We start from the raw sequence: 13,222 nt of genomic DNA on the forward strand, positions 1-13,222 counted from the left end.
TAGCTTTATAATATATTTAATGCTTAACTCGATAAATCGTTTATAGGTACAGCATAGAAGTAATTTTCACGAAATACCCCTACCCATGTGTTAGAGGTTGTGATAGCTCCTCCGGCTGCAAACTCACATAACTCAAATGCCAGGTAGATTCTTTTGGTATCTTTCCCAGCATCAGTAGCAGTTACAGTAACAATAATTGTTCCTGAAGCAAATGCGAAACAATTGTCTCCCGTTACCACAGTACCAGTAGTAGTAGACACTAAGGCTCTCTCATAAGCACTTGACGGCACCTGCATGGTAAAACCATTATGAGTTAATCCTGCTAAGGTTGTGTTATTAGGGTTTGAATTGTCAGTTAATGTAAATCGAATCCATCCTCCACTGGAAGCTGTCGTTGCATTTTTACCCGTAGTAATTAATTGTCCTATGTTAACAGCCCATATTCCAACAGGTAAATCCATATAAGTATCATTCAGAACCCCATAGCTTTTAACAGCTCTTGATGTGGTACTTTTCACCTTACCGATAATTGTATTTTTGGTAGCATTTACTGTTTTCCACATCGCCAATCCATTAGCATCACTAACAAGTATTTTACCATCACCCTCAGAACCATCTTTTAGCTGAAATCCTTTTCCATCGGTTGTGTTAATGTGAACTTTAGCTTGCGGATCGGTCGTGTTGATACCTAGATTTCCCGTATTACCTTGCAATAACATTTGAGGATTATTATCGGTTTTCCCATTTCCATTGGCCCAAAATGCAAAACTGGAGGCAGCTGCACCTGAAGTTATTCGTTTCCAACCAGCCGAATTACCTATTTCCAATAATGGATCACTCATGGATGAGCTAATGCCGGAGGGATAAAATTTAAATTGGCTGGCAACATCTAATTTAGAAACAGGGCTGGATGTACCAATCCCTATTTGACCAGTCCCGCTAAAAGTGATGTTGTTTCCAGCAGTTGCAATATCTGTGGCTTTAGTTAAAGCTCCTCCTAGTTGAATATTATTCGTAGACAACGTTAAACCGTTATCTGCTGTCATAGATGCGGAACCTTCAGTACTCCCCGTTAATTTTTGCCATAAGCTGCCATCAAAATAATAATACCCAACAGAATTTATATTTATTCTGTTTCCGTCCGTATTTCCACCGCTTATGTCCGTTATATATAATATGGCACCGGTTTGTTCGGATCCGTAGGTGGCTGTATTAGCTGATAACTCTTGCCGGGTTAATCTCGGCGCCTGAATACCATAGGCTAATGAATTATTAGTTAAGGTGCCTTTTTCATCTCTGATTGCGCTAACATCCAAAGAGGATTTAGGCTTATCTGTGTTGAAACCGACTTGAGATAACAAATAAGTAGATGTTAATAAAAATGTAATTGTAATTGTTAGTTTTTTCATCTGGTTCAAATAATTTAAGTACTGAAAGATCTAAATTGTATTTAAAAAAAAGCATAAAAAAATGCTTAGCTCTTTATTAAAAGCTATTTTTAATATAAATTGTAATAAAATTGGTATATTATAAGATTTGTTTTTACAATTATTAGAATTGTAAAATAGATAAGTAATTTATAGATTTGTAACAAGTATACCGGGAGGTCCTCTTAACTTATGATTAATGTAAAAAGTACATTCTGATTCAATTTGATGTATACACTTAGCAGCCTTTGTTAATTGTAAATACAAAAAACTGAATTTGTAATTCTGAAAAGAAATAGCACCCAGCAGATGACAATTGTTGATAGAAAACACACTTCCTGTTAATCTGGGATTATATGCATATAATTTATTTGTATTGGGAATGGGCCTAAAAATACAGGTATTCCAGTCAATTTTATTAAATCTTTTTAATTTGACTTTGGAATAATAGTTAGAATTATCGAAACGAAATTCTTTTCTTTTTTTTATTTCCTCATTAAATATGTATATGTTTACTTGTTCATTAGAAGAATTTGATACAAAAACAGATTTCTCATTTTTGTTTTTAACAGGACATTCATTTGAACATGTAGTATGACTATTATAAGTAAAAATACTTATAGGGCTTTTATCTGTAATGAGTATACTAATTAAAAAAATAATAAAACATATGATAGTAAAAACACTCCAGTAAAAACCAAACTGTTTTTTCTGACTTACAATGTTTTTAATGACAGTATTTTTTGTTATAGTATTTTTCTTAAACACTTAATATATATTATTTTTTATTTGCAATAAAAAGTTTAAACAATTAAAATTTCACGATAAATATTTTATTTAAAATTATAACTATTCAATTAATATATTTCTTAAATTATTTGCAAATTTATAAATTGTTTTCATATAAACAACAATTTATAAACCATTTTATCCCATATATTTTTTTTTCTCAATAATAAAATAACAGTATCTGAATGCTGAAAATAGTAAAGTTTCTTTGCCTTCATTCATATGCTGTTTTAACAATTAATAATATTGAGGGTAAAAGTTTTAGAAGAAAAAAATATTTATTTTTGTTTCTTACTGAAAAATAGAAATTCGATATTACGATAAATAAATATATGCATTAAGCTAGTTTTCAAACGATTTTGATAGACGACTGCATACTATGATCATGTTATTAACAATATATCTTAATTAATCACTAGTTTTTATTTTTTTATCTGCCATAATTTCGGATATTTATGCTTCATAAAAATTAACTAAATATGACATCTCAACAAACTAACACAAAAAAAAATCAATACACTAAAGAACAGAAAAAAAACAGCATTATCGCCATTGTAAGTGCTTCTTCCGGGAATTTGGTTGAATGGTTTGATTTTTACATTTATGCATTTACATCTATATATTTTGCTCATTTATTTTTTCCAGATGGAAATGATACCACTAAACTATTGAAAACAGCAGGTGTTTTTGCTGCCGGTTTTTTAATGCGTCCTATCGGAGGGTGGATATTTGGGCGTATTGCTGACAGGCATGGGCGTAAAAAATCATTGGTAACTTCTATTGTCATGATGGCTTGTGGGTCATTCATTATTGCTCTAGTACCTACATATTCATCAATTGGAGTATTTGCTCCTGCGATTTTGTTAGTTGCCCGACTTATTCAAGGTCTTTCGGTAGGTGGCGAATACGGAGCCACAGCTACCTATATGAGTGAAGTTGCATTACCGAACCAGCGAGGTTTTTTCTCCTCATTTCAATATGTAACATTAATCGGAGGACAACTATTAGCTGCTCTGGTACTATTGATACTTGAATTGACTCTATCCAAAACAGATCTATCTACCTGGGCCTGGAGAATTCCTTTTTTCATAGGTGGTTTAACCGCTCTTGGATCTTTGTATTTAAGAAAACACCTTAAGGAAACTGCCCCTAAAGATAGTGCTAAAGATAAAAATGCAGGAACATTATCAGAGTTATTTAAAAAACATACTCCAGCATTTTTAACAGTTTTAGGTTATACCTCGGGCGGTTCTCTTATATTTTATACTTTTTCCACCTATATGCAGAAATACCTTGTCAATACAGCACATTTTGAACTTACTACCGCGACTCGTATAATGACAGCTTCTTTGTTTGTTTTCATGATAGCTCAACCTTTTTTTGGTATGCTTTCTGACAAAATAGGGAGAAGAACCTGTATGATGCTATTTGGAGGTCTGGGATTACTATTTACCTACCCTGTTATTTATACACTTCCAAGAATTGGAACTAATCCTTATTTAGCTTTTATTTTATTAAGTTTTATTTTTTGTATTATCAGTTTTTATACCTCTATTGCTGGAATTGTGAAAGCTGAAATGTTTCCTCCGGAAATTCGTGCTTTAGGTGTAGGACTATCATATGCTATTGCTAATGCTATGTTTGGAGGATCAGCTGAATTTGTTGCTCTAAGCTTTAAAAATTATGGGCATGAAAACGGATTTTATATTTATGTTACCATCATGCTTTGTATCACCTTCCTAGTGAGCACACGGCTTCCTAAAAAAGCTAATTATTTAAATGATAAATAATTAATTAAATTTAAGTCTACCATTTTTTACATATAAGAATAACAGATATTCACTGTTATTCTTTATTTTTTCATAGCAGATTTACCTGGTAAAAATACAGTAAGTAAACCTATTAATGGCAGATATGAACAAAGAGAATAAACATATTCTATACTGGTTAAATCTGCAACTCTACCCAAAATTGCTGCTCCTAACCCTCCCATGCCGAAAGAAAAACCAAAAAATAATCCTGAAATCATACCTACTCTTCCCGGCAACATTTCCTGAGCGAACACTAATATAGCTGAAAATGCTGACGATAAAACCAATCCTATAATTACTGTTAAAATAATAGTCCAATGCATAGAGGCATATGGCAACGCTAACGTAAATGGAGCTACACCTAAGATTGATACCCAGATTACATATTTCCTGCCTATTTTATCTCCGATAGGACCTCCTATAAACGTTCCGGCAGCTACAGAAAATAAAAATATAAATAAATAAATTTGTGCATTTTGTTCGGTAACAGCAAATTTATGCATCAGATAAAAAGTATAATAGCTGGTTAAACTGGATAAATAAAATGCTTTTGAAAATACCAGTATTAAGAGTATAACTAAAGAAACTATAACTGTTTTTTTTGGTAAATTATGAGTTTCTATTCTCACTTTTTCTTTTTTAGCCGATTGCTGTTCTGCATACCACCTGCTAACTTTTAACAATATGAAAACACCTACTAAAGCAAACAAAGCAAAATAAGCAACATTTGTTTTTCCATAAGGAGTTATCAGCAAAGCCGCTAATAAAGGTCCTAATGAGCTACCAAAATTACCTCCAACCTGAAAAAATGACTGTGCAAATCCATAACTTCCTCCTGAAGCCATTCTAGCTACTCTTGAAGACTCCGGATGAAAAACAGCAGAGCCTATTCCTACTAACGAAGCTGCAAGAACAACAGTTAAAAAATTAGATGAAAATGCTAATAATATGAGTCCCACAAAAGTAAATGCCATACCTATAGGCAATGAATACGGTTTTGGATATTTATCCGTATAAATTCCGATTATTGGCTGCAGAAAAGATGCTGTACATTGATATGTAAAGGTTATTAATCCTATTTGAGTAAAATTAAGCGAAAAATCACTTTGTAAAATAGGATAAATAGCTACTATTAATGACTGCATCATATCATTAAGCATATGAGAGCTACTGATACCTGTAAGAATTGGTAAATTAGTTTTTTTACTGATCACGGTTTAATAGATTTAAACCATCAAATGTATTACATATTTTTGTTATTGGAAGTTTTATTTCAGGATAAAAAAAAATAGAACCCGAAGTATATCCGGATTCTATTTTTTATATTTAGTACATACTATTTATTAGTGTATTCGTGTATATATTTAAATACATCTGCTAAACAGTGAGTGATATTCTGCGCAGTCATAGCTTCCTGAGAAAACTTTTCTGCGGCGTAATCGCCTGCTTTACCGTGTATATAAACTCCAATAATAGCTGCCTGAACAGGTGAATATCCTTGTGCTAACAAACCGGTAATAATACCTGTTAGTACATCTCCACTCCCTCCTTTAGCCATTCCGGCATTACCTGTTATGTTATAATAACAGTTTCCGTCAGGAGTTAAAATAGATGTATTATGACCTTTTAACACGATAATAATTTTAAACTCTTTAGCTTTTTTTCTTGCTAGTTCACATTGCTCAAGACTTGAACTCGTTTTTCCAAATAAACGTTCAAATTCCTTTGGATGCGGAGTAATAATAGTATTTTCACAAAGAAGCTCCATTAATTTTTTGTCTTCGGAAATAATATTTAAAGCATCAGCATCTAAAACCATTGGTTTTTTAAAATTATTCAACAAATTTCCAAAGGCCTCCTTGGTTTCTTTTTGTTTATCCATTCCAGGTCCAATTCCTAAAGTTACTTCGTCTGATGGCAGATTAATTTTTGAAATAAATTTATCTCCTCCTGAAATAAACATTGCTTCAGGTTCTGAAATCTGCATAATATCACAACCGCATGAGGGTGCCAAAGTAAATACCAGTCCGGTTCCTGTTCTAAGTGCTGCCTGGGTAGATAGATTAATAGACCCCATTTTCCCATAACTTCCTCCTATTAATACCGTTTTTCCATAATTCCCTTTATTACTTAAAGGATTTCTGTTTTTAAAATTATCAAAAACTTTGTCTTCAGATATAATGTAATTAGAAGTGTTTTCTTTTTCTATAAATTCATTGCTCAGACCTATATCTAGAACGTGCACCTTTCCTGCAAACTCCGATCCTTCAACATGTAGAAAAGTTCGTTTATAAAAACCAAAAGTCAAAGTATGATCTGCTTTAAAAATGGTTTGTTGTTCTTTTGGAAATTCATCGGCAAATAATCCACTAGGAATATCAATCGCTATTTTTTTTGCCTGTATTGAATTTAATTGCTTTACAATTATTTCAGACATGCCTTCTAATGGTTTATTTAACCCTATTCCAAAAAGAGCATCAATAATTATTGCTTTATCTTCCAGAATAGTAAAATCTTCTCCTTCGATAAAATCTACAGAATCAGGATATTTTTCAAAATTTACGGATGCATCTTCTGAAAAATCTGATGAAGAGTTAATTACAAAAGTCTGCACTTTATAATTTTCATTTAATAACATTCGGGCGAGTGCCAAGCCATCCCCTCCGTTATTGCCTTTACCACAAAAAATATAATATGTATAATCTTCGGAATATCTAGCTTTTAGCCATTCAAAGCAAACAGATACGGCTCTTTCCATTAAATCTATGGAGTAAATTGGTTCATGCAGAATGGTATACTCATCACATTGTTTAATTTGTGAAGTCTTAAATACTTTCATTGAAAAATTTAATTTGTTAGTTTTTAATTTTCGATTTAATTTTTAGTTGTTTTTTAAATTATTTATCTATTGTTACAAATCTCCAAGGTTTATTTTTCCATATCTCTCCAGCATAGTCAATTCCGATACGGGGTGTCATAATAAAGTCTAAGCCGGTTATTCCTTCTTCAAGCCATATTCTCCGGGAATTTGACAGATCTTCTCCATAAAAACTCTTATCAAGTCTAAGTAGTTTACCCAACCTACCCGGGCCTTTACATTCATTAACACTTCTGATTAAAACTGCTTGCGGATGTTTTTCTAATCCTGTCACTATATTTAACATCCAATAAATTCCATATATAAGGTATACATATATTTTACCTCCTTCATGAAACATGACTTCTGTTCGTGGTATCCTTCCTTTGCTTGCATGGCATGCTAAATCATCTTCTCCTATGTATGCTTCTGTTTCTGTTATTATAAACTTTTTAATTTCACCAGATTCATACACTCTTACAAGCTTCATTCCTATTAATTGCTCAGCTACAGTTATTGAATTTTGACAAAAGAAATCAGAACTTACTCTTGTATTCATTTTGGTAAAAATAGATACTTTTTTCGAATTATAATCCAAAATAATAATTATTTTATTGATTAAACCAAACTGAAAAATATCAAATATTAGTTTTTCATTAAAAAAGCTATACTTATTTCAATAAAAATAAATTTTCTGGGTTTATTTTAATATTTTGACTAGGATTTACTGTCTATTATTCTAATTATTTATTTTATATCTTTTCCTCATAAGTTTACGAGTAAATTAAAGGCCTTACTATTTAATAATTAATAACTTATATATTTTACCATATATTTCACTCGAAACCTTATTCATGAAACAATAATCAAAAACATAATGTAGGTTAATTTTTTTTAAATACGTAATCTATCAAAATATGGGGTTAGTATCTATAATTTTTATGTTTTAATATTTTTTTTTCAACATCTAACAATTTTTATCGTAAAAAACATGTACCCAAAGTTATCTTTATTTTATATTATTTTCATTTTTTCGTAAAATCAATCGTAAAAATAATATGAAGTTTAAATGAGCATACTTCTTCACTAAACTTTACGTATTCAATATTTTAACAAAAAAAAGAGCAACTATAAAAAGTTGCTCTTTTCAGAATGTAATTATTTAGATACCAAATCTATAATTGTGGACCAGCTGCCACAAGTCTTTTACCTTCTTCAGTATCTGTATATTGTTCAAAATTTTTGATATATTTTGCCGCTAAATCTTTTGCTTTTGTTTCCCATTCAGAAACCTGTGAATAAGTGGTTCTAGGATCTAATATATCAGAAACGTGTTCTAATTGCTTAGGGAAAGTAAGATTTAAATACGGAATTGTAGCTTTTTCTGATTTTTCAATTGAACCATCAATTATAGCATCAATTATAGCTCTCGTATCCTTCAAAGATATTCTTTTTCCTGTACCATTCCAACCGGTATTTACCAAGTAAGCTTTAGCTCCGTGCTCTTTCATTTTAGCTACTAAAGTTTTGGAATACATGGTAGGGTGAAGTGAAAGAAACGCTTCTCCGAAAGCTGGAGAAAATGAAGGTAGAGGTTCAGTTATCCCACGTTCAGTTCCTGCTAACTTTGAAGTATAACCGCATAGGAAGTGATATTGTGCTTGTTCTTCGTCTAAAATTGAAACCGGAGGTAATACTCCAAATGCATCTGCAGACAGATATATAATTTTTTTAGCATGTCCTGCTTTAGATGGCAATACTATTTTGCTAATATGATAGATTGGATAAGATACTCTTGTATTTTCTGTAATAGAATTATCTTTATAATCGACTTCTCCATTATCTTTTACAACAACATTTTCCAGTAGCGCATCTCTTCTGATAGCTCTCCAGATATCCGGCTCTTTTTCTTCTGACAAATCAATTACTTTAGCATAACAACCTCCTTCGTAATTGAAAACTCCGTTGTTATCCCAGCCATGCTCATCATCACCTATCAAATATCGTTTAGGATCTGCTGACAATGTAGTTTTCCCTGTACCGGATAGCCCGAAGTATACTGCAACATCACCTGCTTCACCCACATTTGCAGAACAATGCATAGATGCCATTCCTTTTAATGGAAGATAATAGTTCATCATTGAAAACATTCCCTTTTTCATTTCTCCTCCATACCAAGTTCCTCCAATAATCTGAACTTTTTCAGTTAAGTTAAACATAACAAAATTTTCAGAATTTAATCCTTGATCTTTCCATTTTGGATTAACTACTTTTGATCCATTCATGATAAAAAAGTCAGGTTCCCCGTAATTTTCCAATTCATATTGAGAAGGTCGGATAAACATATTTGTTACAAAATGTGCCTGCCATGCTACTTCCATGACAAAACGAACTTTCATTCTTGTATCTTTATTCGTTCCACAAAATGTATCAACTACATATAATTTTTTATTTGAAAGCTGATTAGCTACCAGTCCTTTTAAATCAGAAAAAATTTCAGAAGATGTCGGTCTGTTGATATTACCATCCCACCAGATAGTATCTTCGGTTACTGAATCTTTTACAATATATCTATCTTTAGGTGAACGACCTGTAAATACCCCTGTTTTAACAGACACAGCTCCAGAAGTAGTTAATTCCCCTTTTTCATATCCTTCGTTTGCCGGATCCATTTCTGCCTGAAATAACTGTTCATAAGTTGGATTGTGTACAATTTCTTTTACACCTTTAATTCCATGTTTCTCTAATGATTTTATTAAGTTTTCCATGATTTAAAATAAATTTATTTTTTTCTTGTTTTTCCTCTACCAAAGCTACTACTAAATATCTTAATTTTTATTTTTTACAATATGATATAATTCACACGCTGAACACATATGATTTTAAACATATAAAAAAAACAAATTAAATATATAAAATATAAAACATGATTTAATATAAAAAAGAAGAAAAAAATATTTTTTTAATTAATATTAATCAACTGACTTATTTAAATTAAGAAAATATAATCTTTTAAGAGTTAGTACAGCTAAAATAAAGTAAAAGAAAGTTATTCCCCAAAGCTGAAACCATGTATTTTTGATTTCTTGAAAAGATGCGCCAAACTGTGTAATTTCAACATATCCTTTCACTCCTAATGTAGATGGAGAAAATATTGATAAAACTTTTAGCCAATCAGGGAATGCTATGGTCGGCCAAGATACCCCACAAAGAAATAAGGCTGGAATTGAAAATATAGTCACCGTCATTACAGCATCTTCTCTGTTTTTGAAGAAATTTGTTAAAAATATCCCTAAAAAAGTTACTGATAAAATAAATGGTATTAAAAACAATATTGCTTCCCAAGGATTTCCGCGAAGAGGAAAATCAAAAATATGCATAACAAACCCCATCTGTAAAATCATTATGAGTGTTGATAACAATACATAAGCCCCAGATCTACCTATTAAAATAAAAATTACACCAAAAGGTCTTTTCATAAATTCATAATTTTCGGGGTATTGTTTCTTTTCTCTTTGTGTTCCTCCAATAATACCCATTCCGGATATTTGTAAGGTCTGTATGGCTATTAGAAAAACGACAGGCATTAAAAAGGTAGCATATCCGGCATCAATATTATATAAAGGTTTAGAAATAGGATTCACCGGCCGGCGTGAGTCCAACGCCTGTCTTGAAGTTAAACCGCTACCAATCAACTTGTTTATTTCAATTCCTGCACTAAATGTTCCGGCAGAGGAAGTTACAGCGGTAAGCATCTGTTTATAGTATAGCATGTATGAGGCATCGCAGTATACGGATAAAGCAGGTACTTCACCTTTTTGAATTTTTTTAGAAAAATTATGATTTACTACAACAACACCTTTTACCAGCCCCGAATCAAAAAGTTCATGTGCCTGAGACATATCTGAAACAGAATACTTCACATTTACCTGCTTAGTAGCATTAATCATTCGTACTAATTTGTTACTCATCTGAGTCTGATCTAAATCCACTACTACTATTGGCAATTCGGAAATAACCTCTTTAGAGTAAACGTAAGAATATAATATTCCAATTAATAAGGTGGCTCCTATATAGGAAGAATATACCGCAGCATCTGAAAAAATCAGACGTATTTCCGTTCTTAAACTATCGACTATTGCATAAAAATATTCTTTAATGTTATTTAACATCGTATCCTCCTTTTTTAAGTTTATTACCGTAAATAAACATAGAAACAAACCCAAGGATTAAAAAAATAATTAAAGCCAAGATATATTTCCAGTCATATATATTTATATTCATTCCTCTGACAGCATAATTTATAGTTAACCGTAAATAAGAGGTAAAAGGGAAGCAATAATTTATAAATTTAATAACTGTTGGCATACCTTCTTCCGGAAATGTATAACCTGCAAAAGAAAAAGATATTGCCGCAAAACCTCCTCCTATTGTTAGTGCAGCTCTTAGACTTGTAGAAAGAGAAACAAAAAAAAGAGCAACACATTGACATATTATTATAAAAAAAATAAAGTACAAATTAATCATCCAGATATTTCCATGCATTGGTATTTTTATTTTATAATAAAGAAGAGAATTCATAAAAAAACCAATGATTGAAAAAATAATTGTGTAAGGAAGCAATTTAGCCATACATATTACTCCTATTTTTTGATTACCAACCTCCAATAGTTCTTTACCTTGGTCATATTTTAGTACGGACCCCAGACTAAAAATTGAAATTACAATTATTACTATCTGTATTGACATTGGCATTAATGACAAATTAAGATAATAGGAGTAATTGGTATATGGATTGAACAATATATGTTTATCGGTATTTACAGGAGAGGTAGCCGCTAATGCCTGATATGATGAGTTTCCTTTTTGCATCAGGGCTTTTATATGAGCTCCGGCTGAAAAAGTTCCCACCACTGTCTGAAAAGCTTTATTAATGATTCCACCGGCTAAAATATATTGGGAATTATAATAACATACTACAGAGACAGAATTACCTTTAAAGATATTTTTTTCAAAATCGTCAGGAATTATTATAAAGGCTAATGCTTCATCTGTACGTACTTTCTTTTCCCCGTCTTTATAACTAAAAACTTCTGAAACTATATTTAAAGAGGAGGAAGAATTTAACATTCTTCCAAGCTGTCTCGATGTTTGGGTTCTATCCTGATCATATAAAACAACTGGTAATTTTTCCGGTACACCTGAATTCAGAAGGCTAGTGTAGTATATAAACAATCCTAAAGGAATTCCTATTATTAAAAAAAGCAATCTTGGACTTGTAATAATTCTAACAACTTCTGATCCAAAAATGGAAAAAAAACCTTTAAACATTTTATTTTTTCTTCAGTAAACTTTGATCTATCAGTACACTCATCCCTGGTCTTAGTCCTTCTATTTTTTGTGAAGGATATGCTTTTATTTCAAAAGTTTTCATATCAAAGCTTCCCTGGGTTTTGGTAGCGCTCCAGGTTGCAAAATCTCCCTGAGCAGCTATGTAACGCACTTGTAATCTAATTTTTTTATTATTCAATGCAGGAATTATTGCTTCAAAAGAATTTCCTTTTTTAAAGAAGCCCATAAAATCTTCTCTTATATTAAAAACTACCCATATATCATTCAAGTCTACCAGATTAATAACGGGATAGCCTGCGTTTACCACTTCTCCTTTATTAGGAACAATTTTTAAAACTTCAGCATTTACCGGCGATACAATATTAGCTTCTTTCTTATATGCCAACACCTCATTTACAGCACCCTGCGCCTGGCTCACCTGAGCCGATGCAGCCTCCTTATCTTCAATTCTTGCTCCATTTACTGCCATCTGATAGTTTGAATATGCAGCTTTTTCCTGTTCTCTATATGCTTTACTCTGGGTAAAGGCTTCATCTCGCTTTTGTGCAGGTATTACTTTGTCATTATATAAATTTTGCATTCGAGTATAGGTCTTGTCAGCTAATTCCGATGCTGCTTTAGCTTGCTGCCAGACATTATATGCTGCTTGTATCTGTTCTGCCCTTGTCCCCCTCCTTGCTTTTTCATTTTGAGCTTCAGCAGCAGCCTTTACGGATTCAGCCTGAAGCAACTTAGCATCCAATTCAGGAGTTCCCAATACAGCCAAAATTTGTCCGACCTTTACAGAATCTCCTTCTTTTACCAAAATTTGCTCTAGTCTCCCCGGTATTTTGGGTGAAACATTGATTTGTGTTGCATCGACCTGTCCTTGTAAGTAGCTAACTTCCGGAGAGCTAAGCATAAACCAAACAGCTACTCCTATAATTGCTATAATTACAATCAGGCTGATTACAGCACTTATAAGTTTACTTTTCATATATTGAAAC

Annotated in this window: 10 protein-coding genes; 1 reads left to right on the forward strand and 9 read right to left on the reverse strand. The window is 32.0% G+C overall.

The window, feature by feature from the left end:
* Nucleotides 1-23: 23 nt before the first annotated feature.
* Together EOV51_RS13950 and EOV51_RS13955 are read right to left on the reverse strand one after the other, a co-directional pair.
* Nucleotides 24-1,409 (reverse strand): hypothetical protein, encoded by a 1,386-nt coding sequence (locus EOV51_RS13950; RefSeq protein ID WP_128153141.1) that lies wholly within the window; start codon nt 1,407-1,409, stop codon nt 24-26.
* 168 nt (nt 1,410-1,577) lie between these two features.
* Complete coding sequence (locus EOV51_RS13955) at nt 1,578-2,195, reverse strand: hypothetical protein (RefSeq protein WP_128153142.1); 618 nt, start codon at nt 2,193-2,195, stop codon at nt 1,578-1,580.
* Between the two features lie 500 nt (nt 2,196-2,695).
* Between EOV51_RS13955 and EOV51_RS13960 the strand changes: the two genes are divergently transcribed.
* Complete coding sequence (locus EOV51_RS13960) at nt 2,696-4,006, forward strand: MFS family transporter (protein WP_128153143.1); 1,311 nt, start codon at nt 2,696-2,698, stop codon at nt 4,004-4,006.
* Nucleotides 4,007-4,068: 62 nt separating this feature from the next.
* Here EOV51_RS13960 and EOV51_RS13965 read toward each other — a convergent pair whose 3' ends face one another.
* The 7 genes from EOV51_RS13965 to EOV51_RS13995 all read right to left on the reverse strand — a co-directional run bounded on the left by EOV51_RS13965 (nt 4,069) and on the right by EOV51_RS13995 (nt 13,212).
* Entirely contained in the window at nt 4,069-5,241 is a 1,173-nt protein-coding gene (locus EOV51_RS13965; RefSeq protein ID WP_228427641.1) for an MFS transporter, read from the reverse strand.
* Between the two features lie 122 nt (nt 5,242-5,363).
* Complete coding sequence (locus tag EOV51_RS13970; RefSeq protein ID WP_128153144.1) at nt 5,364-6,866, reverse strand: NAD(P)H-hydrate dehydratase; 1,503 nt, start codon at nt 6,864-6,866, stop codon at nt 5,364-5,366.
* A gap of 58 nt (nt 6,867-6,924) precedes the next feature.
* Nucleotides 6,925-7,443, reverse strand: a complete 519-nt coding sequence (locus EOV51_RS13975; protein ID WP_128153145.1) for a DNA-3-methyladenine glycosylase — start codon at nt 7,441-7,443, stop codon at nt 6,925-6,927.
* Nucleotides 7,444-8,059: 616 nt separating this feature from the next.
* The gene (pckA, locus tag EOV51_RS13980) at nt 8,060-9,652 is read right to left on the reverse strand and encodes a phosphoenolpyruvate carboxykinase (ATP) (RefSeq protein ID WP_128153146.1); all 1,593 of its coding nucleotides are present in this window, start codon (nt 9,650-9,652) and stop codon (nt 8,060-8,062) included.
* Between the two features lie 204 nt (nt 9,653-9,856).
* Nucleotides 9,857-11,056, reverse strand: coding sequence for an ABC transporter permease (locus tag EOV51_RS13985; RefSeq protein WP_128153147.1), 1,200 nt, complete (start codon nt 11,054-11,056; stop codon nt 9,857-9,859).
* Nucleotides 11,046-12,215, reverse strand: coding sequence for an ABC transporter permease (locus tag EOV51_RS13990; protein WP_128153148.1), 1,170 nt, complete (start codon nt 12,213-12,215; stop codon nt 11,046-11,048). Before EOV51_RS13990 ends, EOV51_RS13985 begins: the two co-directional genes overlap by 11 nt.
* 1 nt (nt 12,216) lies before the next feature.
* A complete protein-coding gene (locus EOV51_RS13995) occupies nt 12,217-13,212 on the reverse strand; it encodes an HlyD family secretion protein (RefSeq protein ID WP_128153149.1) in 996 nt (331 codons plus the stop codon).
* Nucleotides 13,213-13,222: the final 10 nt, after the last annotated feature.

The sequence above is a fragment of the Apibacter raozihei genome (genome assembly GCF_004014855.1).
Lineage (GTDB): Bacteria > Bacteroidota > Bacteroidia > Flavobacteriales > Weeksellaceae > Apibacter > Apibacter raozihei.